The following is a 25,327-nucleotide window of genomic DNA, read 5'->3' on the forward strand; positions in this document are numbered from 1 at the left end:
CTTAACCGCGAGCCTTGGCTGCTGGACGTACAACCAAGTTGCCGCCAGTAGCGCCAGGAACAGCGCCCTTGACCAACAACAGATTGCGTTCAGCGTCCACGCGCACTACTTCGAGGGACTGCACGGTCACGCGCTCAGCGCCCATATGACCGGACATTTTTTTGCCCTTGAATACACGACCAGGAGTCTGGCACTGGCCGATAGAGCCTGGAACGCGGTGGGACACGGAGTTACCGTGGGTATTATCTTGCCCGCGGAAGTTCCAACGCTTGATCGTACCCTGGAAGCCTTTACCTTTGGACTGACCGGTTACATCAACCAGTTGACCAGCGGCGAAGATTTCAGCGTTGATCAGATCGCCGGCCTGGTACTCGCCTTCTGCAAGGCGGAATTCCATTACGGTACGACCAGCGGCTACGTTCGCTTTAGCGAAGTGGCCAGCCTGAGCAGCTGTAACACGCGAAGCACGACGCTCGCCTACAGTGACTTGCACTGCACGATAGCCATCGGTCTCTTCAGTTTTGAACTGGGTGACGCGATTCGGCTCGATCTCAATGACCGTGACCGGAATGGAGACACCTTCTTCGGTGAAAATACGGGTCATACCGCATTTACGACCGACTACACCAATAGTCATGTTGTAAACCTCATGAGTGTACGGGGCTTTCACCCGCTATGGCCGCCCATTTCAGAGCGTTACACGACTAAGACCGAGTCTTAGCCGAGGCTGATCTGAACTTCCACACCGGCCGCAAGATCAAGCTTCATAAGAGCATCAACGGTTTTATCCGTTGGCTGGACGATGTCCAGAACGCGCTTATGAGTACGGATCTCGTACTGGTCACGCGCGTCTTTGTTGACGTGCGGGGAGACCAGAACGGTGAACCGCTCTTTACGGGTAGGCAGTGGAATTGGACCACGCACTTGAGCACCAGTACGTTTCGCGGTTTCCACGATTTCCTGGGTGGATTGGTCGATCAGGCGATGGTCAAAAGCCTTCAACCTGATACGGATTTGCTGATTTTGCATTGGATTTCAGACTCCGGCTGCTATTCCCACCGAGCGCAATACGCCCGTTAAAAGGAGGCGCAATTCTATAGACGCCCCAGATAGGTGTCAACCCAATAAAAAAGCCCCCGCTAGGCGGGGGCTTTTTCAAGTCATCACTTATTAAGCGATGATTTTGGCTACGACGCCAGCGCCGACGGTACGACCGCCTTCACGAATAGCGAAACGCAGACCATCTTCCATTGCGATGGTTTTGATCAGGGTGACAACCATTTTGATGTTGTCGCCTGGCATTACCATTTCAACGCCTTCCGGCAGTTCGCAGTTACCGGTCACGTCAGTGGTCCGGAAGTAGAACTGTGGACGGTAGCCTTTGAAGAACGGAGTGTGGCGACCGCCTTCTTCTTTGCTCAACACGTACACTTCGGCTTCGAAGGTAGTGTGCGGCTTAACCGAACCTGGCTTGACCAGAACCTGGCCACGCTCAACGTCGTCACGCTTGGTGCCGCGCAGCAGCACGCCGCAGTTCTCGCCAGCACGACCTTCGTCGAGCAACTTACGGAACATTTCAACACCGGTGCAGGTGGTGACGGTAGTGTCACGCAGACCAACGATTTCCAGTGGATCCTGAACCTTGACGATACCGCGCTCGATACGGCCAGTTACAACAGTACCGCGACCGGAGATCGAGAATACGTCTTCGATTGGCATCAGGAACGGCTTGTCGATAACACGGACTGGATCTGGAATGTAGCTGTCCAGAGTCTCAACCAGCTTACGAACGGCAGTGGTGCCCATTTCGTTGTCGTCTTGGCCGTTCAGAGCCATCAGAGCCGAACCGATGATGATCGGAGTGTCGTCGCCCGGGAAGTCGTAAGTGCTCAGCAGATCGCGCACTTCCATCTCAACCAGTTCCAGCAGCTCAGCGTCGTCTACCATGTCAGCCTTGTTCAGGAAGACAACGATGTACGGAACGCCAACCTGACGGGACAGCAGGATGTGCTCACGGGTTTGTGGCATCGGACCATCAGCGGCCGAACAAACCAGGATAGCGCCGTCCATCTGAGCAGCACCGGTGATCATGTTCTTCACATAGTCAGCGTGACCTGGGCAGTCAACGTGAGCGTAGTGACGGATCAGCGAGTTGTATTCAACGTGCGCGGTGTTGATGGTGATACCACGAGCCTTTTCTTCCGGAGCGCTGTCGATCTTGTCGAAAGCAACAACAGCCGAACCGAAAACTTCGGAGCAGACGCGAGTCAGAGCAGCGGTCAGCGTGGTTTTACCGTGGTCGACGTGACCGATGGTGCCAACGTTGACGTGCGGGAGGGTACGGTCAAATTTTTCTTTAGCCACGACAATTAACTCCTAGCCTAAAGGGGCTGAATCAGCCTTGTTTTTTGGTAACGGTTTCGACGATGTGCGACGGAGCCGTATTGTATTTTTTGAATTCCATAGAGTAGCTTGCGCGACCTTGGGACATGGAGCGAACGTCGGTTGCGTAACCGAACATCTCACCCAACGGAACCTCGGCGCGAATCACTTTGCCGGAAACCGTATCTTCCATACCCAGGATCATGCCGCGACGACGGTTAAGGTCGCCCATCACGTCACCCATATAGTCTTCAGGCGTAACAACCTCTACCGCCATGATCGGCTCAAGCAACTCACCACCGCCCTTCTGGGCCAGCTGCTTGGTCGCCATGGAAGCGGCCACCTTAAACGCCATCTCGTTGGAGTCGACGTCATGGTAAGAACCGTCAAACACGGTAGCCTTCAGGCCGATCAGCGGATAGCCGGCAACAACGCCGTTCTTCATCTGCTCTTCGATACCCTTCTGGATAGCCGGGATGTATTCCTTAGGAACAACACCACCCACTACTTCGTTCACGAATTGCAGACCTTCCTGACCTTCGTCAGCAGGAGCAAAACGAATCCAGCAGTGACCAAACTGGCCACGACCGCCGGATTGACGAACGAACTTACCTTCGATTTCACAGTTCTTCGTGATGCGCTCACGATAGGAAACCTGAGGCTTACCGATGTTGGCTTCGACGTTGAACTCACGGCGCATCCGGTCAACCAGGATGTCCAGGTGCAACTCGCCCATGCCGGAGATGATCGTTTGACCAGTCTCTTCATCAGTCTTGACGCGGAAAGATGGATCTTCCTGAGCAAGTTTGCCCAGAGCGATACCCATTTTTTCCTGGTCATCCTTGGTCTTAGGCTCTACGGCAACCGAAATAACCGGCTCCGGGAAGTCCATGCGAACCAGGATGATTGGCTTGTCAGCGCTGCACAAGGTTTCACCAGTGGTGACGTCCTTCATGCCGATCAAGGCCGCGATGTCACCAGCGCGTACTTCCTTGATTTCTTCACGGGCGTTTGCGTGCATTTGCACCATACGACCCACGCGCTCTTTCTTGCCCTTAACCGAGTTGATCACGCCGTCGCCGGAGGCCAACACGCCCGAGTAAACGCGGACGAAGGTCAAGGTACCCACGAATGGGTCGGTAGCGATTTTGAAAGCCAGAGCCGAGAACGGCTCGCTGTCATCTGCGTGACGCTCCATTTGTTTTTCCTCGTCATCCGGGTCAGTACCCTTGATGGCAGGAATATCAGTTGGAGCAGGCAGGTAATCGATAACGGCGTCGAGAACCAGGGGAACGCCCTTGTTCTTGAAGGAAGAACCGCAAACAGCCAAAACGATCTCACCAGCGATAGTACGCTGACGCAGAGCCGCCTTGATTTCCGCGTTGGTGAGTTCTTCACCTTCGAGGTACTTGTTCATCAGCTCTTCGCTGGCTTCGGCCGCAGCCTCAACCATGTTGCCGCGCCATTCGTCAGCCAGTTCCTGCAGTTCAGCAGGGATAGGCTTGCGAACTGGAACCATGCCTTTGTCGGAGTCATTCCAGTAAACAGCTTCCATGGCCAACAGATCGATCTGACCCTGGAAGTTGTCTTCGGAACCGATAGCCAACTGGATTGGCACCGGAGTGTGACCCAGACGCTGCTTGATCTGACCGATCACGCGCAGGAAGTTCGCACCAGCACGGTCCATCTTGTTTACGTAAACAAGACGTGGAACGCCGTACTTGTTGGCTTGACGCCATACGGTTTCCGACTGAGGCTCAACACCCGAGGTGCCGCAGAACACAACGACCGCGCCGTCGAGAACACGCAGGGAACGCTCAACTTCAATAGTGAAGTCTACGTGGCCCGGGGTGTCGATGACGTTAAAGCGGTATTGGTCCTTGTGCTGCTTCTCGGAACCCTGCCAGAAGGCGGTAATGGCAGCAGAAGTAATGGTAATACCACGCTCCTGCTCCTGAACCATCCAGTCTGTGGTCGCGGCGCCGTCATGCACCTCGCCCATTTTGTGACTTTTGCCAGTGTAAAAAAGGACGCGCTCGGTGGTGGTGGTTTTACCAGCATCCACGTGAGCAACGATACCAATGTTACGGTAGCGATTAATCGGTGTTGTACGAGCCATAAAGCCCTCGCAAAATTAGTGACGCTAAAATTAGAAGCGGTAGTGCGAGAAAGCCTTGTTGGCTTCAGCCATACGGTGCACGTCTTCACGCTTCTTAACTGCAGCACCTTTGCCTTCGGCAGCGTCCAACAGTTCGCCAGCCAAACGCAGAGCCATAGACTTCTCGCCGCGCTTACGGGCGAAGTCTACCAACCAGCGCATTGCCAGAGCGTTACGACGGGACGGACGAACTTCGACCGGAACCTGGTAAGTAGCACCGCCTACACGGCGCGACTTTACTTCGACCAGCGGAGCGATGGCGTCGAGAGCTTTCTCGAAGATTTCCAGGGGGTCGCTGTTCTTGCGTTCTTTAACCTTTTCCAGCGCGCCATAAACGATACGCTCGGCAACGGCTTTCTTGCCGCTTTCCATCACGTGGTTCATGAACTTGGCCAGGATTTGGCTTCCGTATTTTGGATCGTCAAGCACTTCGCGCTTGGCTGCTACGCGTCTTCTTGGCATGGATAAGCCCTCAAACGGTCTTCAGGTTCGCTCGGAATCAGTGCCCTTTCGGGACGCCTCCGACCTTACTCTTATCGACTCAGAAAAATAGAAAATCAGTTTTTACAAAAAGCCACTACTACTTAGGCTTCTTGGTACCGTACTTCGAACGACCCTGGTTACGACCTTTAACGCCGGAAGTATCCAAAGAACCGCGTACGGTGTGGTAACGAACACCTGGCAAGTCTTTTACACGACCGCCGCGGATCAGTACCACGCTGTGCTCTTGCAGGTTGTGGCCTTCACCGCCGATGTACGAGGAAACCTCGAAACCGTTGGTCAGACGCACACGGCATACTTTACGCAGTGCCGAGTTAGGTTTTTTCGGCGTGGTGGTATACACACGGGTGCATACGCCACGACGTTGCGGGCAGTTCTGCAGCGCAGGCACGTCGGATTTCTCGACGATACGCTTACGCGGCTGACGTACCAGCTGGTTGATAGTTGCCATCTACTAGCTCCACTGTTGTCTTGCGACGCTATTGTCTTGCAAGAAAAGCAAAATGGCAGGAACGAATTCCCGCCAAATTTAGGGGTACAAGAGTCTAAAGAGGATCTTGCCCCCAGTCAAGGCAAGGCCCCGACCTTCCCGCTCATCCAACCTCGACAAAATGTCTTGATTCGATGAACGGGACGATCAGGGCCTTACGCTCATTTATCGCAGAACTCAGTTACCGCTCGAGTTCAGCGCTTCGGTCAGTGCAGCTTCCACTTCACTGGCGCTTACGCGCAACGGTTTGTCAGCATCACGGCGGCGCTTACGCTCGCTGTGATAAGCCAGACCGGTACCCGCCGGGATCAGACGACCCACGACCACGTTCTCTTTCAGGCCGCGCAGGTAATCGCGCTTGCCGGTTACCGCCGCTTCGGTCAGTACGCGAGTGGTTTCCTGGAAGGAAGCCGCCGAGATGAACGATTCGGTGGACAACGACGCCTTGGTGATACCCAACAGCACGCGAGTGAACTTGGAAACGAATTTCTCGTCGCCAGCCAGACGCTCGTTCTCTACCAGAACGTGAGTCAATTCCATCTGGTCGCCCTTGATGAAACTGGAATCGCCGGATTCAGCGATTTCAACTTTACGCAGCATCTGACGCAGGATGGTCTCGATGTGCTTGTCGTTGATCTTCACGCCTTGCAGACGATAAACGTCCTGGATCTCGTTCACGATGTACTTGGCCAGCGCACTTACACCCAGCAGACGCAGGATGTCGTGTGGATCGCTTGGACCGTCGGAGATAACTTCGCCGCGGTTTACCTGTTCGCCTTCGAAGACGTTCAGGTGACGCCACTTCGGAATCAGCTCTTCGTACGGATCGCTACCGTCGTTCGGGGTGATAACCAGACGGCGCTTGCCTTTGGTCTCTTTACCGAACGCGATGGTGCCGCTGACTTCAGCCAGAATCGAGGCTTCTTTCGGACGACGGGCTTCGAACAAGTCGGCAACACGCGGCAGACCACCGGTGATGTCACGGGTCTTCGAAGTCTCTTGCGGGATACGAGCGATAACATCACCGATCGCGATCTTCGCACCGTCCGCAACACCGACCAGGGCGTTGGCTGGCAGGAAGTACTGAGCGATAACGTCAGTGCCTGGCAGCAACAGATCCTTGCCGTTGTCATCAACCATCTTCACAGCAGGACGGATATCTTTACCGGCAGCTGGACGGTCTTTGGCGTCGAGTACTTCAATGTTGGTCATACCGGTCAATTCGTCAGTCTGACGCTTGATCGTGATGCCTTCTTCCATGCCCACGTAGGTCACGGTACCTTTCATTTCGGTAACGATCGGGTGAGTGTGCGGATCCCACTTGGCCACGATTGCGCCAGCGTCGACCTTGTCACCCTCTTTAACCGAAATTACAGCACCGTACGGCAGCTTGTAGCGCTCGCGCTCACGACCGAAGTCATCAGCGATTGCCAGCTCACCGGAACGGGACACAGCAACCAGGCAACCATCCACTCGCTCAACGTGCTTCAGGTTGTGCAGACGGACAGTACCGCCATTCTTCACCTGAACGCTGTCAGCTGCGGAGGTCCGGCTTGCCGCACCACCGATGTGGAACGTACGCATGGTCAGCTGGGTACCCGGCTCACCGATGGACTGGGCAGCGATAACGCCGACCGCTTCACCGATGTTCACCTGGTGACCACGAGCCAAGTCACGGCCGTAGCACTTGGCGCAGATGCCATAGCGGGTTTCGCAGCTGATCGGCGAACGCACGATCACTTCGTCGATGCTGTTCAGCTCGATGAACTCGACCCACTTTTCGTCTACCAGCGTGCCGGCAGGAACGATAACTTCTTCGGTACCTGGCTTGAATACGTCGCGGGCAATGACACGACCCAATACGCGTTCGCCCAATGGCTCAACAACGTCACCGCCTTCAATGTGCGGAGTCATTACCAGGCCATGCTCGGTGCCGCAATCGATCTCGGTCACAACCAGATCCTGCGCCACGTCTACCAGACGACGAGTCAGGTAACCGGAGTTCGCAGTTTTCAACGCGGTATCCGCCAAACCTTTACGAGCACCGTGAGTGGAGATGAAGTACTGAAGTACGCTCAAACCTTCACGGAAGTTCGCAGTAATCGGCGTTTCGATGATGGAACCGTCCGGCTTGGCCATCAGGCCACGCATACCGGCGAGCTGACGGATCTGCGCAGCAGAACCCCGTGCGCCCGAGTCGGCCATCATGTACATCGAGTTGAAGGATTCCTGGTCGACTTCGACGCCATGACGGTCGATGACTTTCTCTTTCGAGAGGTTGGCCATCATCGCCTTGGAAACTTCGTCGTTCGCCTTGGACCAAAGGTCGATCACTTTGTTGTACTTCTCGCCCTGGGTTACCAGGCCGGAGGCGTACTGACTTTCGATCTCTTTCACTTCGTCGGTAGCAGCACCGATGATGCGGGCTTTTTCATCCGGGATAACGAAGTCGTTAACACCGATGGAAACGCCGGAAATGGTCGAGTAGGCAAAACCGGTGTACATCAACTGGTCAGCGAAGATCACGGTCTCTTTCAAACCAACCACGCGGTAGCACTGGTTGATCAGCTTGGAGATCGCCTTCTTCTTCATCGGCTGGTTGACGACGTCGTACGACAGGCCAGGTGGAACAACCTGGAACAACAGCGCACGGCCGACAGTGGTGTCGACGATACGGGTGTTCTTGACGCTGCCACCATCACGATCGTTAACGGTTTCGTTGATCCGCACTTTGACCTTGGCGTGCAGTGCGGCTTCGCCGGCACGGAACACACGGTCAACTTCTTGCAGATCCGCGAACACACGACCTTCGCCTTTGGCGTTGATCGCTTCACGAGTCATGTAGTACAGACCCAATACAACGTCCTGCGACGGAACGATGATTGGCTCACCGTTGGCTGGCGACAGGATGTTGTTGGTCGACATCATCAACGCACGCGCTTCCAGCTGGGCTTCCAGTGTCAGCGGTACGTGCACGGCCATTTGGTCGCCGTCGAAGTCGGCGTTGTACGCAGCACAGACCAGCGGGTGAAGCTGGATAGCCTTACCTTCGATCAGTACTGGTTCAAAAGCCTGGATACCCAGACGGTGAAGGGTCGGTGCACGGTTGAGGAGAACCGGGTGTTCGCGAATGACTTCGGCGAGAACGTCCCAAACCTCTGGCAGCTCGCGCTCAACCATCTTCTTGGCAGCTTTAATGGTGGTAGCGAGACCACGCATTTCCAGCTTGCCAAAAATGAACGGCTTGAACAGCTCGAGAGCCATTTTCTTCGGCAGACCGCACTGGTGCAGACGCAGGGTCGGACCTACGGTAATTACCGAACGACCCGAGTAGTCAACACGCTTACCGAGCAAGTTCTGACGGAAACGACCTTGCTTACCCTTGATCATGTCAGCCAGGGATTTCAGAGGACGCTTGTTCGAACCGGTGATAGCGCGGCCACGACGACCGTTGTCGAGCAGTGCATCGACGGCTTCCTGCAACATACGCTTTTCGTTGCGCACGATGATGTCCGGAGCGGACAGATCGAGCAGACGCTTCAAGCGGTTGTTACGGTTGATCACTCGACGATACAGATCGTTGAGGTCGGAAGTCGCGAAGCGACCGCCATCCAGCGGGACCAGTGGACGCAGATCTGGCGGCAGAACCGGCAGAACGGTCAGCACCATCCATTCTGGAAGGTTGCCGGAACCCTGGAAGGCTTCCATCAACTTCAGACGCTTGGACAGCTTCTTGATTTTGGTTTCGGAGTTGGTTTGCGGAATTTCTTCACGCAGACGGCCAATCTCGTGTTCCAGATCGATAGCGTGCAGCAGTTCACGGACAGCTTCGGCACCCATGCGGGCATCGAAATCGTCGCCAAACTCTTCCAGCGCTTCGAAGTACTGCTCGTCGTTCAGCAGCTGACCTTTCTCAAGGGTGGTCATGCCTGGGTCGATAACGACATAGCTCTCGAAGTAGAGAACGCGTTCGATATCACGCAGGGTCATGTCCATCAGCAAGCCGATACGCGACGGCAGCGATTTCAGGAACCAGATGTGGGCGACTGGCGAGGCCAGTTCGATGTGCGCCATGCGCTCACGACGAACTTTGGCCAGCGCGACTTCAACGCCGCACTTCTCGCAGATCACACCACGGTGCTTCAAGCGCTTGTACTTACCGCACAGGCACTCGTAATCCTTTACCGGGCCAAAGATCTTGGCGCAGAACAGGCCGTCACGCTCAGGTTTGAACGTACGGTAGTTGATGGTTTCCGGCTTTTTAACTTCACCGAACGACCACGAACGGATCATCTCAGGCGATGCCAATCCAATACGGATGGCGTCGAACTCTTCGACTTGACCCTGGTTTTTCAGCAAATTCAGTAGGTCTTTCAAGGCCTTTCCTCCTGGCGGAGCAGAGAGCGGGCAATCCTGCCCCGCTCTCGATTCGCGTCACGTGTTATTCGGTTTCCAGATCGATATCGATGCCGAGGGAACGAATTTCCTTGATCAACACGTTGAAAGACTCGGGCATGCCCGGCTCCATACGGTGATCGCCATCCACGATGTTTTTGTACATCTTGGTACGGCCGTTCACATCGTCCGACTTCACTGTGAGCATTTCTTGCAGAGTGTAAGCAGCACCGTATGCTTCCAGTGCCCAGACCTCCATCTCCCCGAAACGCTGACCACCGAACTGCGCCTTACCACCCAGCGGCTGCTGGGTAACCAGGCTGTACGAACCGGTAGAACGAGCGTGCATCTTGTCGTCTACCAAGTGGTTCAGCTTCAGCATGTACATATAGCCAACAGTAACCGGGCGCTCGAACTTGTTGCCGGTACGGCCGTCGGTCAGCTGCATCTGGCCGCTTTCCGGCAGGTCTGCCAGTTTCAGCATGGCCTTGATTTCGCTTTCCTTGGCACCGTCGAACACTGGGGTGGCCATTGGAACACCGCCACGCAGGTTCTTCGCCAGATCCAGGATTTCCTGGTCGGAGAAGCTGTCCAGATCTTCGTTGCGGCCGCCGATCTCGTTGTAGATCTCGTGCAGGAACTTGCGAAGGTCGGCGACTTTGCGCTGCTCTTCGATCATACGGTTGATCTTCTCGCCCAGACCTTTAGCCGCAAGGCCGAGGTGGGTTTCAAGGATCTGACCAACGTTCATACGCGAAGGTACGCCCAACGGGTTGAGGACGACGTCGACCGGGGTGCCATTGGCATCGTGCGGCATGTCTTCAACCGGCATGATCACGGAGACCACACCTTTGTTACCGTGACGACCGGCCATCTTGTCGCCCGGCTGGATGCGGCGACGGATTGCCAGGTAAACCTTGACGATTTTCAGCACGCCTGGAGCCAGGTCATCGCCCTGCTGCAGTTTGCGCTTCTTGTCTTCGAACTTGTCGTCCAGCAGACGGCGGCGATCCACGATGTAGGCCTGAGCCTTCTCGAGTTGCTCGTTCAGAGCATCTTCAGCCATGCGCAGTTTGAACCACTGACCATGCTCAAGACCGTCGAGAACTTCGTCGGTGATGTCCTGACCTTTCTTCAGACCGGCGCCGCCTTCGGCTTTGTGGCCGACCAGAGCGGAACGCAGACGTTCGAAAGTGGCGCCTTCAACGATACGGAACTCTTCGTTCAGATCCTTGCGGATCTCGTCGAGTTGAGTCTTCTCGATGGACAGTGCACGAGCATCACGCTCAACGCCGTCGCGGGTGAAGACTTGTACGTCGATGACAGTACCCTTGGTGCCGGTAGGCACGCGCAGGGAAGTGTCTTTTACGTCGCTGGCTTTTTCACCGAAGATCGCACGCAACAGTTTTTCTTCCGGAGTCAGCTGGGTCTCGCCTTTCGGAGTGACCTTGCCTACCAGAATGTCGCCTGCGCCAACTTCAGCACCTACGTAAACGATACCGGCTTCGTCCAGCTTGTTCAGTGCAGCTTCACCCACGTTCGGGATGTCTGCAGTGATTTCCTCTGGCCCAAGCTTGGTGTCACGCGCCACACAGGTCAGTTCCTGGATGTGGATCGTGGTGAAGCGATCTTCCTGAACCACACGCTCGGACAGGCAGATGGAGTCTTCGAAGTTGAAGCCGTTCCACGCCATGAACGCGATGCGCATGTTCTGACCCAGCGCCAGTTCACCCATGTCGGTGGACGGACCATCGGCCATGATGTCGCTGCGCTGAACCCGATCACCTTTACGCACCAGCGGACGCTGGTTGATGCAGGTGTTCTGGTTGGAGCGGGTGTACTTGGTCAGGTTGTAGATGTCGACACCAGCTTCGCCGGTTTCAACTTCATCATCAGCAACTCGAACCACGATACGACTGGCGTCGACGGAATCGATAACGCCACCACGACGAGCCACGACGCAAACGCCGGAGTCACGGGCTACGTTACGCTCCATGCCGGTACCGACCAGCGGCTTGTCAGCGCGCAGGGTTGGTACAGCTTGACGCTGCATGTTCGAACCCATCAACGCACGGTTGGCGTCATCGTGCTCGAGGAACGGGATCAGCGACGCAGCAACCGAAACTACCTGCTTCGGCGATACGTCCATCAAGGTGACGTCTTCCGGCGCCTTGACGGTGAACTCGTTCAAGTGACGAACAGCTACCAGTTCGTCGATCAGGACTTTCTTGTCGTTCATCGTGGCCGAAGCCTGAGCGATCACGTGATCAGCTTCTTCGATGGCGGACAGGAATACGATCTCGTCGGTGACCAGAGCGTCTTTCACCACACGGTACGGGCTCTCGAGGAAGCCGTACTGGTTAGTGCGCGCATAGGCGGCCAAGGAGTTGATCAGACCGATGTTCGGACCTTCCGGCGTTTCAATCGGGCATACACGACCGTAGTGTGTCGGGTGTACGTCACGCACTTCAAAGCCAGCACGCTCACGAGTCAAACCGCCAGGGCCGAGTGCAGACACACGACGCTTGTGGGTGATCTCGGACAGCGGGTTGTTCTGGTCCATGAACTGGGAAAGCTGGCTGGAACCGAAGAACTCTTTCACCGCCGCAGCCACTGGCTTGGCGTTGATCAGGTCTTGCGGCATCAGGCCTTCGCTTTCAGCCATCGACAGACGCTCTTTGACCGCACGCTCTACACGCACCAGGCCAACGCGGAACTGGTTCTCGGCCATTTCGCCTACGCAGCGAACACGACGGTTACCCAGGTGGTCGATGTCATCGACGATGCCTTTACCGTTACGGATGTCGACCAGAGTCTTCAGTACCGCGACGATGTCTTCCTTGCACAACACGCCCGAACCTTCGATCTCGGTACGACCGATACGACGGTTGAACTTCATCCGGCCGACCGCAGACAGGTCATAGCGCTCAGGGCTGAAGAACAGGTTGTTGAACAGAGTCTCGGCAGCGTCTTTGGTTGGCGGCTCCCCTGGACGCATCATGCGATAGATCTCGACCAGCGCTTCCAATTGGTTGCTGGTGGAGTCGATCTTCAGTGTGTCGGAGACGAACGGGCCGCAGTCGATATCGTTGGTGTACAGAGTTTCGATGCGAACAACCTGAGCCTTGGCAATTTTGGCCAGGATCTCGGTGTTCAGCTCGGTGTTGCACTCTGCCAGGATTTCGCCGGTTGCCGGATGCACGATGGCCTTGGCGGTAGTGCGACCAAGGACGTAGTCCAGTGGCACTTCCAGGGTCTTGAGACCGGCTTTTTCGATCTGGTTGATGTGGCGCGCAGTAATACGACGACCAGCCTCAACGATGACCTTGCCCTTCTCGTCCTGAATATCCAGAACAGCAATTTCACCACGCAGACGCGAAGCAATCAGTTCCAGACTGAGGGTTTCGCCGCTCAGATGGAAAACGTTGGTGGTGTAGAACGCGTCGAGCACTTCTTCAGTGGTATAGCCGAGCGCGCGCAGCAATACCGATGCAGGCAGCTTGCGACGACGGTCGATACGCACGAACACGCAGTCTTTCGGGTCGAACTCGAAGTCCAGCCACGAACCGCGGTAAGGAATGATGCGCGCGGAGTACAGCAGTTTACCGGAGCTGTGCGTCTTGCCACGGTCGTGATCGAAGAACACGCCCGGGGAACGGTGCAACTGGGAAACGATTACACGCTCGGTACCGTTGATTACGAAGGTACCGTTCTCAGTCATCAGGGGGATTTCACCCATGTAGACTTCTTGCTCTTTGATGTCCTTGATCGCTTTGTTCGACGATTCTTTGTCGAAAATGATCAGGCGCACTTTTACCCGCAAAGGTACGGCGTAAGTTACACCGCGCAATACGCATTCTTTGACATCAAATGCCGGTTCGCCCAGGCGATAACCGACGTACTCCAGCGCAGCATTGCCGGAGTAGCTGATGATCGGGAAAACGGATTTGAAGGCCGCATGCAGGCCCACGTCGCGGAACTGATCTTTAGTCGCTCCCGCCTGCAAGAATTCACGATACGAATCCAGCTGGATTGCCAGGAGATACGGCACATCCATGACGTCCGGCAACTTGCTAAAGTCCTTGCGGATACGTTTTTTCTCAGTATATGAGTAAGCCATCAGCGTTCCCCAGCTTGGTCACCTGCTTGTTTGGCCCCTCCCGACGGGAGCAGCCAGAAAATCGTGCAAACCCCATGGTTTGCGCCACCGCATCGGGTGGTTACAGCTCGTTACCAGCACCGACCCAGTCGGCTGCCAATAACGGAAAAAGGCCGGTGGCAAGAGCCACCAGCCATCAGCCTTTCGCTTAACGCTCGGGCTGGAGGAGCAAAGTCGATGCTTACTTCAGCTCGACTTTAGCGCCTGCTTCTTCCAGAGTGGCTTTTGCTTTGTCAGCTGCGTCTTTCGAAACAGCTTCCAGAACGATGCCAGGAGCGCCGTCAACTACTGCCTTGGCTTCTTTCAGGCCCAGACCGGTCAGTTCACGTACTGCCTTGATCACGTTAACTTTCTTCTCGCCAGCTTCGGTCAGCATGACGTTGAATTCAGTTTGTTCTTCAACAACGGCAGCAACAGCAGCTGGACCAGCGGAAGCAGCGGCAGCAGAAACGCCGAACTTCTCTTCCATGGCCTTGATCAGCTCAACGATTTCCAGAACGGATTTTTCGCCGATTGCTTCGATGATTTGGTCGTTAGTCAGAGACATGACTATAAATTCCTGTATTGGGGTGACAGCCTACGCGGCCATCGAAATAAACAATAAACGCTGAAAGGAGTTGCTCAGCCTTAGGCTGCGGCAGCTTCTTTCTGGTCGCGAAGGGCCGCCAGAGTACGAGCCAATTTGCTGGTTGCGCCTTGAATCACGCTCATCAGCTGAGAAATTGCTTCGTCACGGGTCGGCAGACTTGCCAGTACGTCGATCTGATTAGCTGCGAGGAACTTGCCCTCGAACGCAGCTGCCTTGATCTCGAACTTATCCTGACCTTTTGCGAATTCTTTGAAGATACGAGCAGCAGCGCCCGGATGTTCTTTGGAGAATGCGATCAAGGTCGGGCCAGTGAACACGTCGTTGAGCACGTCATATTGAGTGCCAGCAACGGCGCGCTTGAGCAGGGTGTTACGTACAACACGTACGTAAACGCCAGCTTCACGAGCCTCTTTACGGAGTCCGGTCATAGCGCCTACTGTCACACCGCGGGCATCAGCCACAACAGCAGACAGGGCAACATTGGCAGCCTCGTTGACTTCAGCGACGATGGCCTTCTTGTCTTCGAGTTTAATTGCCACGGGTTTAACTCCTGCTTGTTACCGTTTCATCCAACCGGAGCCGGATGTCGTTTTGGTGTCTGATTCGGTAAGGAACCGGGAGCACCATCTGCGTAGGCTTGAGGTTTAAGACTTGCGTCGCCTACGGTCTTGGATAGCCCCCGCCAGGCAGGGACCCCAATCTTTCAATTGGCGCAATCGCTTGCGCCAATCTGTGTCTTACGCGTCGAGCGAGCTTTGGTCGATGACCAGACCTGGGCCCATAGTGGTGCTCAGGGTAACGCGCTTGACGTAAATGCCTTTCGAGGAAGCTGGCTTGATACGCTTCAGATCAGCGATCAGGGCTTCAACGTTTTCCTTCAGCTTGACGGCATCAAAGCCAATCTTGCCAACGGAAGTGTGGATGATGCCGTTTTTGTCGGTGCGATAACGAACCTGACCAGCCTTGGCGTTTTTAACCGCGGTAGCTACGTCTGGAGTTACGGTACCGACTTTAGGGTTAGGCATCAGGCCACGTGGACCGAGGATCTGACCCAACTGACCCACAACGCGCATTGCATCCGGGGATGCGATAACTACGTCATAGTTCAGGTCGCCGCCTTTCATTTCGGCAGCCAGGTCGTCCATACCTACACGGTCAGCGCCGGCAGCCAGAGCGGCCTCAGCAGCTGGACCCTGGGTGAACACAGCAACGCGAACAGTCTTGCCAGTGCCGTGCGGCAGCACAGTAGCGCTACGAACGACCTGGTCGGATTTACGCGGGTCAACACCCAGGTTTACAGCAACGTCAAACGACTCGCTGAATTTGACAGTCGACAGCTCAGCCAGCAAAGCAGCAGCGTCTACAAAATTGTAGGCCTTGCCTGCTTCGATTTTGCCGGCGATAGCCTTTTGACGCTTGGTCAACTTAGCCATTACACACCCTCCACGTTAAGGCCCATGCTACGAGCAGAACCGGCGATAGTGCGCACGGCTGCATCCATATCAGCTGCAGTCAGATCCGCGTTTTTGGTTTTCGCGATTTCTTCCAGCTGAGCACGGGTCACGGTGCCAACCTTAACGGTGTTCGGACGAGCGGAACCGCTAGTCAGACCGGCCGCCTTCTTCAGCAGAACCGAAGCAGGGGTGGATTTGGTTTCGAAAGTGAAGCTACGGTCGCTGTAGACAGTGATGATCACTGGAGTCGGCAGACCTGGCTCAATACCCTGAGTACGGGCGTTGAAAGCCTTGCAGAATTCCATGATGTTCACGCCGTGCTGACCCAGAGCAGGACCAACAGGTGGGCTTGGGTTAGCCTGAGCGGCCTTCACTTGCAGCTTGATGTAAGCGGTAATCTTCTTGGCCATGAGGCACTCCAATTACGGGTTCGAACGCCTCGAAAGGCTCCCCGGTTACTTGCGCGTTTATCCCAGTGACGACAAAACCCCACAGCCTAGGGCTGCGGGGTTGGGATGCTTGTCCAGCTAGACCTTTTCGACCTGGCTGAACTCGAGCTCTACCGGAGTAGAGCGACCGAAAATGAGCACTGCCACTTGGATCCGGCTCTTTTCGTAGTTAACTTCTTCAACCGTACCGGTAAAATCGGCAAACGGTCCGTCGTTGACGCGGACCGACTCGCCCGGCTCGAACAACGTCTTCGGCTTAGGCTTGTCGCTACCATCAGCAACACGACGCAGAATCGCTTCTGCTTCTTTATCTGTGATCGGCGCAGGCTTATCAGCGGTACCGCCAATGAAACCCATCACCCGAGGAGTATCCTTGACCAAGTGCCAAGTACCCTCGTTCATGTCCATCTGGACCAGCACATAACCTGGGAAGAACTTGCGCTCGCTTTTGCGTTTCTGGCCATTACGCATTTCAACCACTTCTTCAGTGGGAACCAGAATTTCGCCAAAGCCATCTTCCATGCCAGCCAGCTTTACGCGCTCTACCAACGAGCGCATGACATGCTTCTCGTAACCGGAGTAAGCATGCACAACGTACCAACGCTTAGCCACGGGACACCCTTAGCCGACAATCAAGGAAACAAGCCAGCCGAGCAGGGAATCAAGCCCCCACAACAGCAACGCCATAACCAGAACAACAGCCACAACAATCAACGTGGTCTGCGTGGTTTCTTGGCGAGTTGGCCATACGACTTTACGAATCTCGGTGCGAGCTTCCTTAACCAGTACAAAGAAAGACTTGCCCTTGACTGTCTGCAGGCCTACAAAGGCAGCTACAGCAGCAATGACGAGCAATGCTAGTACGCGGTACAGGATCGGCGAAGCAGAGTAATACTGATTGCCAACAACGCCAACAACCACCAAAGCGACTACTACTAGCCACTTGAGCAGATCGAAGCGAGAGCCTTGAGCTTCAGCTTTAGGAGTCATCTATGAAGATCCTGTGAAAAGAAAGCCAGACACACCAAGTGAATCTGGCAGGTCAGGAGGGAATCGAACCCCCAACCTACGGTTTTGGAGACCGTCGCTCTGCCAATTGAGCTACTGACCTAAAACAAAATCAGGCCGACCATTATGCCGGCCCGAAAAAGACATTACAACAACTTACTCGATGACTTTGGCTACGACACCCGCGCCGACGGTACGACCGCCTTCACGAATTGCAAAACGCAGACCATCTTCCATCGCGATGGTTTTGATCAGGGTAACGGTCATCTGAACGTTATCACCCGGCATCACCATTTCAACACCCTCTGGCAGCTCGCAGTTACCAGTCACATCAGTTGTACGGAAGTAAAACTGCGGACGATAACCCTTGAAGAATGGCGTATGACGACCACCTTCTTCCTTGCTCAGAACGTAAACCTCAGCAGTGAACTTGGTATGTGGCTTGACGGTGCCCGGCTTGACCAGAACCTGGCCACGCTCAACATCATCACGCTTCGTACCGCGCAGCAGAACGCCGCAGTTCTCACCCGCCCGACCTTCGTCAAGCAGCTTGCGGAACATCTCAACACCAGTGCAAGTAGTTTTGACAGTGTCACGAAGACCAACAATCTCGACTTCTTCCTGAATGCGGACAATGCCACGCTCAACACGACCAGTCACAACAGTACCGCGACCGGAGATCGAGAACACATCCTCGATCGGCATCAGGAACGGCTTATCAATAGCGCGCTCAGGCTGCGGAATGTAGCTATCCAGCGTCTCAACCAACTTCTTGACGGCAGTGGTACCCATCTCGTTGTCGTCTTGACCGTTCAACGCCATCAGCGCAGAACCAATGATGATCGGAGTGTCATCACCTGGGAAATCGTAAGTGCTCAGCAAGTCGCGCACTTCCATCTCAACCAGTTCCAGCAGCTCAGCGTCGTCAACCATGTCAGCCTTGTTCAGGAAGACAACGATGTACGGAACGCCAACCTGGCGGGACAGCAGGATGTGCTCACGGGTTTGCGGCATCGGACCATCAGCGGCCGAGCAAACCAGAATCGCACCATCCATCTGAGCAGCACCGGTGATCATGTTTTTTACGTAGTCGGCGTGACCAGGGCAGTCAACGTGTGCGTAGTGACGCACGGCCGAATCGTACTCAACGTGAGCGGTGTTGATGGTGATACCACGAGCTTTTTCTTCAGGGGCGCTATCGATTTTGTCGAAGTCAACCTTCGCCGAACCGAAAACTTCGGAGCAGACACGGGTCAAGGCAGCAGTCAAAGTAGTTTTACCGTGATCGACGTGACCAATGGTACCCACGTTGACGTGCGGCTTATTACGTTCGAACTTTTCCTTAGCCATCAAAATCACCCCTAGGAGAAGAATTGAGCAAGTCAAACAAGCCATTAAAACAAAGGCAGATATTTTCATATCTGCCTTGTTATATGGAGCTCTTGAGCGGATTTGAACCGCTGACCTCACCCTTACCAAGGGTGTGCTCTACCAACTGAGCTACAAGAGCGTAACGCTGCGCATGACCTGCAAACTTGGAGCGGGTAGCGGGAATCGAACCCGCATCATCAGCTTGGAAGGCTGAGGTTCTACCACTAAACTATACCCGCGAGCTTGCAGCTCTCGCTAAAAATGGTGGAGGGGGAAGGATTCGAACCTTCGAAGTCGTAGACGTCAGATTTACAGTCTGATCCCTTTGGCCGCTCGGGAACCCCTCCTAAGCGAGCCGGCATTCTATATCATGCCAGCCTTCTGTCAAGCATTTTCTCATTAAAAACCTGAGGTTAGCTGCGTTGACCTCGCCTCGCACCGTCAACCTTCAAAGGTCTTCACTGCGAAGCGGGCGCCATTCTATTCAAACTATTCAGCGGGTGCAACCCCCTCACAGGGCATTATTTTATGTTTTAACTCATTGAATTCTCTGGAAAGGTTTTGCAACTGAACCTCTCCCAGCCAGCGCCGGCTTTCCGGAGCAACGAGAAGCCAGTAACCAGCTAACTCAGGAAGATCCTTTGCCAGGAGCTGGTACTTTATTTCCATGCCATTCAAGCGCCGCTCCACCGCCTGAAGCGCTTCTTGACGAACAAAACCACCGAGATACAAACAGCTATTGTCTGGCTGAGCAGCCTTTCCTTTATCAGGGGCTGCATCAGCGGTCACACCCGTCGTCTCGCTTAACAGCCGGATATCCTTTTGCCCTCCCCGATACAGACTCAAAGGCGTGACATCCTTCGCGCGCAGAGGGGCCTCTTGTTGGTGCCAGATGTAGTAGAAGACATTCAGAACAAGCAGAAGCAGGAACAGCCAACGCATAAGGACCTCAGGACAAAGGGCATGCCATAGCCAGACCTATAAATACCAGATCTGGAACCACTCTGGCCTCAGGTACAACCTCGGAAACCAGCCCGGCATCCCCACCGGTCAGGAATACAGAAAAATCCGATCCCCAATAGCTACGTGCGAGGTCTAGCTGCGTCAGTACAAACCCCCTGAGCATCAGCGAGCAGCCCCGCTCTACCGCTTCGACGGTCGTCCGACCTGGTACAAGACTTTCCATGGCGCGTTCAGCGGCCAGGTCCCCATAACGAATTTTACGGGTATGAGTACGCAACTGATTGCGCATCAATGGCATTCCCGGACAAATGAAACCACCGAGGTGCTCTCCATCCATAGCGATGAAGTCCGCAGTGACTGCAGTGCCGAAATCGAGCACCAGGCAAGCACCAGATGCTAAATGGAAACCTCCAAGCATCGCCAGCCAGCGATCAAGTCCCAGCCGCTCGAATTCTTCATAGCCATTACGAACACCGGACATTTCGCGAGAGGGCGTCGCGCAGACTGCAGTCACCCCAAAAGCCCCCTCCAATAGCGAGACCAACGCACTGGTTTCCTCGGCCGTTCTTACACTTACCAAACGACAGAATTTGAGCGCGATCCCCTTCGTCGCACTCAAACTCTCCAGTAAAGCGAGATTCGAATCGACCACTCCCTCACCAACCGTCTGGCGGGCATCCGCAGCGAGCACTCGCCATTTGATAAAACTGTTTCCGCAGTCGAGCTCAAGAATCATCACGCAACCTCAAGCTGAGTTCTCCACCACTAAATACTTTTTCCACACCATCCACCTTCAAGCGAAGAGCACCCTGCCTGTCAATCCCTAGCACTTCGCCGTCTATTTGGTTAACACCTGCGACCAGCGATACTGCCCGCCCTTGCCATAGATGATTTTGCTCCCACTCGACCTGGATTGCGGGAAATCCATCGACCTGATGTCGATTCAAATAGACCTGAAGCGTCTGGCCCAACTGCGCAACCAGATGATTGCGATCAAATGCCCGCCCCGACTCGAGACGCATGGACGTCCACTGCTGATCAACCTCATAGGTCATCTGCATGTTCACATTAATTCCAACACCAAGCACCACGTGGCAAACATCAGCAGGATCTCCTACCAACTCAAGCAAGATCCCCGCGATCTTTTTCTGACCAACCAGAACATCGTTGGGCCACTTCAAGCCTGCCTCCGAAACCCCCAAGGCCCGCAGGGTGTGCATGACTGCCAGCCCGACAACAAGGCTGAGCCCCTCAAGTTGACGCATGCCGCCGTCAATACGCAGCACCAGACTGTAATAGATATTTTCCGCGAAAGGGCTCGCCCACTTTCGGCCACGACGTCCACGACCAGAAGTCTGCCGCTCGGCAAGTACAAGGAATGGCGCTGCCTGACCACGCTCTATTGCTCTAAGGGCTTCGGCATTAGTGGAATCAATAGATTCGAAAACCAGGATAGGCCAATCACAAGAAGGCGCATGCGCTGCGATCGCCGAAGCATCGAGCAACGTCAACGGCGAAGCCAATTGATAGCCGCGCCCGCGCACTTTATGGATGGACAATCCAAGCTCAGCCTCTAAAAGCTGAAGCTGTTTCCATACGGCACTACGACTGACACCCAAAGCGGCGCCAAGGGCCTGGCCTGAATGAAATCGGCCATCCTTAAGAAGCTTTAACAACGTCAGCATGCAAGTCTCGCCTTACAATGAGGCCCGCATGATAGCCATGCCTTGAGCCCTTGCATAGAAACTGTACTTGGCAGATTTTTTGTTCAGACAAAACAAAACCCCTACCTGCATACGCAGATAGGGGTTTCGGAATTTAATCTTGACGATGACCTACTCTCACATGGGGAAACCCCACACTACCATCGGCGATGCATCGTTTCACTGCTGAGTTCGGGATGGGATCAGGTGGTTCCAATGCTCTATGGTCGTCAAGAAATTCGGTAGCCAGTTCGTGCTCTCTTGCGAGATCACGCTCCAGCGAATGGGTATGCGATAGATTTGTGTGTTGCTCTCGAACTTTCGGTTCATTGCGTCTTCACACACCGCAATCTGGCCTCTTTCGAGTTCACAGATTGCTTGGGTGTTATATGGTCAAGCCTCACGGGCAATTAGTATTGGTTAGCTCAACGCCTCACAGCGCTTACACACCCAACCTATCAACGTCGTAGTCTTCGACGGCCCTTCAGGGGACTCAAGGTCCCAGTGAGATCTCATCTTGAGGCTAGTTTCCCGCTTAGATGCTTTCAGCGGTTATCTATTCCGAACATAGCTACCCGGCAATGCCACTGGCGTGACAACCGGAACACCAGAGGTTCGTCCACTCCGGTCCTCTCGTACTAGGAGCAGCCCCTCTCAAATCTCAAACGTCCACGGCAGATAGGGACCGAACTGTCTCACGACGTTCTAAACCCAGCTCGCGTACCACTTTAAATGGCGAACAGCCATACCCTTGGGACCGGCTTCAGCCCCAGGATGTGATGAGCCGACATCGAGGTGCCAAACACCGCCGTCGATATGAACTCTTGGGCGGTATCAGCCTGTTATCCCCGGAGTACCTTTTATCCGTTGAGCGATGGCCCTTCCATACAGAACCACCGGATCACTAAGACCTACTTTCGTACCTGCTCGACGTGTCTGTCTCGCAGTCAAGCGCGCTTTTGCCTTTATACTCTACGACCGATTTCCGACCGGTCTGAGCGCACCTTCGTACTCCTCCGTTACTCTTTAGGAGGAGACCGCCCCAGTCAAACTACCCACCATACACTGTCCTCGATCCGGATAACGGACCTGAGTTAGAACCTCAAAGTTGCCAGGGTGGTATTTCAAGGTTGGCTCCACGCGAACTGGCGTCCACGCTTCAAAGCCTCCCACCTATCCTACACAAGCAAATTCAAAGTCCAGTGCAAAGCTATAGTAAAGGTTCACGGGGTCTTTCCGTCTAGCCGCGGATACACTGCATCTTCACAGCGATTTCAATTTCACTGAGTCTCGGGTGGAGACAGCGCCGCCATCGTTACGCCATTCGTGCAGGTCGGAACTTACCCGACAAGGAATTTCGCTACCTTAGGACCGTTATAGTTACGGCCGCCGTTTACCGGGGCTTCGATCAAGAGCTTCGCGTTAGCTAACCCCATCAATTAACCTTCCGGCACCGGGCAGGCGTCACACCCTATACGTCCACTTTCGTGTTTGCAGAGTGCTGTGTTTTTAATAAACAGTCGCAGCGGCCTGGTATCTTCGACCGGCATGAGCTTACGGAGCAAGTCCTTCACCCTCACCGGCGCACCTTCTCCCGAAGTTACGGTGCCATTTTGCCTAGTTCCTTCACCCGAGTTCTCTCAAGCGCCTTGGTATTCTCTACCCAACCACCTGTGTCGGTTTGGGGTACGGTTCCTGGTTACCTGAAGCTTAGAAGCTTTTCTTGGAAGCATGGCATCAACCACTTCGTGTTCTAAAAGAACACTCGTCATCAGCTCTCGGCCTTAGAATCCCGGATTTACCTAAGATTCCAGCCTACCACCTTAAACTTGGACAACCAACGCCAAGCTGGCCTAGCCTTCTCCGTCCCTCCATCGCAATAACCAGAAGTACAGGAATATTAACCTGTTTTCCATCGACTACGCTTTTCAGCCTCGCCTTAGGGACCGACTAACCCTGCGTCGATTAACGTTGCGCAGGAAACCTTGGTCTTTCGGCGTGGGTGTTTTTCACACCCATTGTCGTTACTCATGTCAGCATTCGCACTTCTGATACCTCCAGCAAGCTTCTCAACTCACCTTCACAGGCTTACAGAACGCTCCTCTACCGCATCACCTAAGTGATACCCGTAGCTTCGGTGTATGGTTTGAGCCCCGTTACATCTTCCGCGCAGGCCGACTCGACTAGTGAGCTATTACGCTTTCTTTAAAGGGTGGCTGCTTCTAAGCCAACCTCCTAGCTGTCTAAGCCTTCCCACATCGTTTCCCACTTAACCATAACTTTGGGACCTTAGCTGACGGTCTGGGTTGTTTCCCTTTTCACGACGGACGTTAGCACCCGCCGTGTGTCTCCCATGCTCGGCACTTGTAGGTATTCGGAGTTTGCATCGGTTTGGTAAGTCGGGATGACCCCCTAGCCGAAACAGTGCTCTACCCCCTACAGTGATACATGAGGCGCTACCTAAATAGCTTTCGAGGAGAACCAGCTATCTCCGAGCTTGATTAGCCTTTCACTCCGATCCACAGGTCATCCGCTAACTTTTCAACGGTAGTCGGTTCGGTCCTCCAGTTAGTGTTACCCAACCTTCAACCTGCCCATGGATAGATCGCCCGGTTTCGGGTCTATTCCCAGCGACTAGACGCCCTATTAAGACTCGCTTTCGCTACGCCTCCCCTATTCGGTTAAGCTCGCCACTGAAAATAAGTCGCTGACCCATTATACAAAAGGTACGCAGTCACCCAACAAAGTGGGCTCCCACTGCTTGTACGCATACGGTTTCAGGATCTATTTCACTCCCCTCTCCGGGGTTCTTTTCGCCTTTCCCTCACGGTACTAGTTCACTATCGGTCAGTCAGTAGTATTTAGCCTTGGAGGATGGTCCCCCCATATTCAGACAAAGTTTCTCGTGCTCCGTCCTACTCGATTTCATGACTAAGAGATTTTCGCGTACAGGGCTATCACCCACTATGGCCGTACTTTCCAGAGCGTTCCGCTAATCTCAAAGCCACTTAAGGGCTAGTCCCCGTTCGCTCGCCACTACTAAGGGAATCTCGGTTGATTTCTTTTCCTCAGGGTACTTAGATGTTTCAGTTCCCCTGGTTCGCTTCTTAAGCCTATGTATTCAGCTTAAGATACCTAACTTATGTTAGGTGGGTTCCCCCATTCAGACATCTCCGGATCAAAGTCTGTTTGCCGACTCCCCGAAGCTTTTCGCAGGCTACCACGTCTTTCATCGCCTCTGACTGCCAAGGCATCCACCGTATGCGCTTCTTCACTTGACCATATAACCCCAAGCAATCTGGTTATACTGTGAAGACGACATTCGCCGAAAATTCGCGATTAAACTCACAAATTTTACCTTAGCCTGATCCGTTACCAGTGAAAGTAACGTTCAGTCTATCTTTCTATCACATACCCAAATTTTTAAAGAACGAACTAGTCAAAGACTAGAAATCAACATTCACCATCACAACGATGGAATGCTCATTTCTAAGCTTTATACAATCAGAAGCAGTAGTGGTGGAGCCAAACGGGATCGAACCGTTGACCTCCTGCGTGCAAGGCAGGCGCTCTCCCAGCTGAGCTATGGCCCCGTATTGCTACAGGTTCCCACACAAAAATTGGTGGGTCTGGGCAGATTCGAACTGCCGACCTCACCCTTATCAGGGGTGCGCTCTAACCAACTGAGCTACAGACCCAATTTCG

Annotated in this window: 18 protein-coding genes, 6 tRNA genes and 2 rRNA genes; all 26 read right to left on the bottom strand. The window is 54.3% G+C overall.

Going from position 1 to position 25,327, the window contains the following annotated elements:
- Position 1 precedes the first annotated feature (1 nt).
- Positions 2–637, bottom strand: coding sequence for a 50S ribosomal protein L3 (gene rplC, locus F8N62_RS11730; RefSeq protein ID WP_150711090.1), 636 nt, complete (start codon positions 635–637; stop codon positions 2–4).
- Positions 638–717: 80 nt separating this feature from the next.
- Positions 718–1,029 carry a 30S ribosomal protein S10 gene (gene rpsJ, locus F8N62_RS11735; protein WP_003186070.1) on the bottom strand — a complete coding sequence of 104 codons (312 nt, stop codon included), beginning with the start codon at positions 1,027–1,029 and terminating at the stop codon, positions 718–720.
- Between the two features lie 141 nt (positions 1,030–1,170).
- Complete coding sequence (tuf, locus tag F8N62_RS11740; protein WP_008145495.1) at positions 1,171–2,364, bottom strand: elongation factor Tu; 1,194 nt, start codon at positions 2,362–2,364, stop codon at positions 1,171–1,173.
- A gap of 31 nt (positions 2,365–2,395) precedes the next feature.
- Positions 2,396–4,501 carry an elongation factor G gene (gene fusA, locus F8N62_RS11745; protein ID WP_150711091.1) on the bottom strand — a complete coding sequence of 702 codons (2,106 nt, stop codon included), beginning with the start codon at positions 4,499–4,501 and terminating at the stop codon, positions 2,396–2,398.
- A gap of 30 nt (positions 4,502–4,531) precedes the next feature.
- Entirely contained in the window at positions 4,532–5,002 is a 471-nt protein-coding gene (gene rpsG, locus F8N62_RS11750) for a 30S ribosomal protein S7 (RefSeq protein ID WP_002555493.1), read from the bottom strand.
- A gap of 118 nt (positions 5,003–5,120) precedes the next feature.
- Positions 5,121–5,492, bottom strand: coding sequence for a 30S ribosomal protein S12 (gene rpsL / locus F8N62_RS11755; protein ID WP_002555494.1), 372 nt, complete (start codon positions 5,490–5,492; stop codon positions 5,121–5,123).
- 216 nt (positions 5,493–5,708) lie between these two features.
- On the bottom strand, positions 5,709–9,908 hold the full coding sequence (rpoC, locus tag F8N62_RS11760) for a DNA-directed RNA polymerase subunit beta' (protein WP_017341073.1): 4,200 nt from the start codon (positions 9,906–9,908) through the stop codon (positions 5,709–5,711).
- A gap of 64 nt (positions 9,909–9,972) precedes the next feature.
- Positions 9,973–14,046 (bottom strand): DNA-directed RNA polymerase subunit beta, encoded by a 4,074-nt coding sequence (gene rpoB, locus F8N62_RS11765; RefSeq protein WP_064680059.1) that lies wholly within the window; start codon positions 14,044–14,046, stop codon positions 9,973–9,975.
- A 220-nt stretch (positions 14,047–14,266) separates the two neighbouring features.
- Positions 14,267–14,632, bottom strand: coding sequence for a 50S ribosomal protein L7/L12 (gene rplL, locus F8N62_RS11770; protein WP_007896630.1), 366 nt, complete (start codon positions 14,630–14,632; stop codon positions 14,267–14,269).
- Positions 14,633–14,712: 80 nt separating this feature from the next.
- Complete coding sequence (gene rplJ / locus F8N62_RS11775; RefSeq protein WP_007896629.1) at positions 14,713–15,213, bottom strand: 50S ribosomal protein L10; 501 nt, start codon at positions 15,211–15,213, stop codon at positions 14,713–14,715.
- A gap of 198 nt (positions 15,214–15,411) precedes the next feature.
- Positions 15,412–16,107, bottom strand: a complete 696-nt coding sequence (rplA, locus tag F8N62_RS11780; RefSeq protein WP_003186095.1) for a 50S ribosomal protein L1 — start codon at positions 16,105–16,107, stop codon at positions 15,412–15,414.
- Positions 16,107–16,538: a 50S ribosomal protein L11 gene (gene rplK / locus F8N62_RS11785; protein ID WP_003210097.1), complete on the bottom strand. Its 432-nt coding sequence runs from the start codon at positions 16,536–16,538 to the stop codon at positions 16,107–16,109. The genes rplA and rplK overlap by 1 nt, the downstream gene beginning before the upstream one ends.
- Positions 16,539–16,655: 117 nt before the next feature.
- Complete coding sequence (nusG, locus tag F8N62_RS11790; RefSeq protein WP_007896622.1) at positions 16,656–17,189, bottom strand: transcription termination/antitermination protein NusG; 534 nt, start codon at positions 17,187–17,189, stop codon at positions 16,656–16,658.
- 9 nt (positions 17,190–17,198) lie between these two features.
- Positions 17,199–17,567, bottom strand: coding sequence for a preprotein translocase subunit SecE (gene secE, locus F8N62_RS11795; RefSeq protein WP_007896620.1), 369 nt, complete (start codon positions 17,565–17,567; stop codon positions 17,199–17,201).
- Positions 17,568–17,612: 45 nt separating this feature from the next.
- Positions 17,613–17,688 (bottom strand) — tRNA-Trp (locus F8N62_RS11800).
- Positions 17,689–17,741: 53 nt separating this feature from the next.
- Entirely contained in the window at positions 17,742–18,935 is a 1,194-nt protein-coding gene (gene tuf, locus F8N62_RS11805; RefSeq protein ID WP_007896619.1) for an elongation factor Tu, read from the bottom strand.
- 84 nt (positions 18,936–19,019) lie between these two features.
- Positions 19,020–19,095: transfer RNA gene (locus F8N62_RS11810), tRNA-Thr, on the bottom strand.
- Between the two features lie 26 nt (positions 19,096–19,121).
- Positions 19,122–19,195 (bottom strand) — tRNA-Gly (locus F8N62_RS11815).
- A 23-nt stretch (positions 19,196–19,218) separates the two neighbouring features.
- Positions 19,219–19,303, bottom strand: a tRNA-Tyr gene (locus F8N62_RS11820).
- A gap of 142 nt (positions 19,304–19,445) precedes the next feature.
- The gene (locus F8N62_RS11825; RefSeq protein WP_150711092.1) at positions 19,446–19,898 is read right to left on the bottom strand and encodes a hypothetical protein; all 453 of its coding nucleotides are present in this window, start codon (positions 19,896–19,898) and stop codon (positions 19,446–19,448) included.
- 7 nt (positions 19,899–19,905) lie between these two features.
- Positions 19,906–20,655: a pantothenate kinase gene (locus F8N62_RS11830; protein WP_150711093.1), complete on the bottom strand. Its 750-nt coding sequence runs from the start codon at positions 20,653–20,655 to the stop codon at positions 19,906–19,908.
- Positions 20,645–21,604: a bifunctional biotin--[acetyl-CoA-carboxylase] ligase/biotin operon repressor BirA gene (gene birA, locus F8N62_RS11835; RefSeq protein WP_150711094.1), complete on the bottom strand. Its 960-nt coding sequence runs from the start codon at positions 21,602–21,604 to the stop codon at positions 20,645–20,647. The genes F8N62_RS11830 and birA overlap by 11 nt, the downstream gene beginning before the upstream one ends.
- A gap of 137 nt (positions 21,605–21,741) precedes the next feature.
- Positions 21,742–21,857, bottom strand: a 5S ribosomal RNA gene (gene rrf, locus F8N62_RS11840).
- A gap of 154 nt (positions 21,858–22,011) precedes the next feature.
- Positions 22,012–24,903: ribosomal RNA gene (locus F8N62_RS11845) — 23S ribosomal RNA — on the bottom strand.
- A gap of 236 nt (positions 24,904–25,139) precedes the next feature.
- Positions 25,140–25,215: transfer RNA gene (locus tag F8N62_RS11850), tRNA-Ala, on the bottom strand.
- A 28-nt stretch (positions 25,216–25,243) separates the two neighbouring features.
- Positions 25,244–25,320, bottom strand: a tRNA-Ile gene (locus tag F8N62_RS11855).
- Between the last annotated feature and the right edge of the window lie 7 nt (positions 25,321–25,327).

The organism is Pseudomonas fluorescens (assembly GCF_902497785.1).
GTDB lineage: Bacteria > Pseudomonadota > Gammaproteobacteria > Pseudomonadales > Pseudomonadaceae > Aquipseudomonas > Aquipseudomonas fluorescens_BO.

What these genes read in the sequence shown, in the direction of transcription:
- rplC (WP_150711090.1), bottom strand. Translation starts at nt 637, where the DNA reads ATGACTATTGGTGTAGTCGGTCGTAAATGCGGTATGACCCGTATTTTC.
- rpsJ (WP_003186070.1), bottom strand. Translation starts at nt 1,029, where the DNA reads ATGCAAAATCAGCAAATCCGTATCAGGTTGAAGGCTTTTGACCATCGC.
- fusA (WP_150711091.1), bottom strand. Translation starts at nt 4,501, where the DNA reads ATGGCTCGTACAACACCGATTAATCGCTACCGTAACATTGGTATCGTT.
- rpsG (WP_002555493.1), bottom strand. Translation starts at nt 5,002, where the DNA reads ATGCCAAGAAGACGCGTAGCAGCCAAGCGCGAAGTGCTTGACGATCCA.
- rpsL (WP_002555494.1), bottom strand. Translation starts at nt 5,492, where the DNA reads ATGGCAACTATCAACCAGCTGGTACGTCAGCCGCGTAAGCGTATCGTC.
- rpoB (WP_064680059.1), bottom strand. Translation starts at nt 14,046, where the DNA reads ATGGCTTACTCATATACTGAGAAAAAACGTATCCGCAAGGACTTTAGC.
- rplL (WP_007896630.1), bottom strand. Translation starts at nt 14,632, where the DNA reads ATGTCTCTGACTAACGACCAAATCATCGAAGCAATCGGCGAAAAATCC.
- rplA (WP_003186095.1), bottom strand. Translation starts at nt 16,107, where the DNA reads ATGGCTAAGTTGACCAAGCGTCAAAAGGCTATCGCCGGCAAAATCGAA.
- rplK (WP_003210097.1), bottom strand. Translation starts at nt 16,538, where the DNA reads ATGGCCAAGAAGATTACCGCTTACATCAAGCTGCAAGTGAAGGCCGCT.
- secE (WP_007896620.1), bottom strand. Translation starts at nt 17,567, where the DNA reads ATGACTCCTAAAGCTGAAGCTCAAGGCTCTCGCTTCGATCTGCTCAAG.
- tuf (WP_007896619.1), bottom strand. Translation starts at nt 18,935, where the DNA reads ATGGCTAAGGAAAAGTTCGAACGTAATAAGCCGCACGTCAACGTGGGT.
- F8N62_RS11825 (WP_150711092.1), bottom strand. Translation starts at nt 19,898, where the DNA reads ATGCGTTGGCTGTTCCTGCTTCTGCTTGTTCTGAATGTCTTCTACTAC.
- F8N62_RS11830 (WP_150711093.1), bottom strand. Translation starts at nt 20,655, where the DNA reads ATGATTCTTGAGCTCGACTGCGGAAACAGTTTTATCAAATGGCGAGTG.
- birA (WP_150711094.1), bottom strand. Translation starts at nt 21,604, where the DNA reads ATGCTGACGTTGTTAAAGCTTCTTAAGGATGGCCGATTTCATTCAGGC.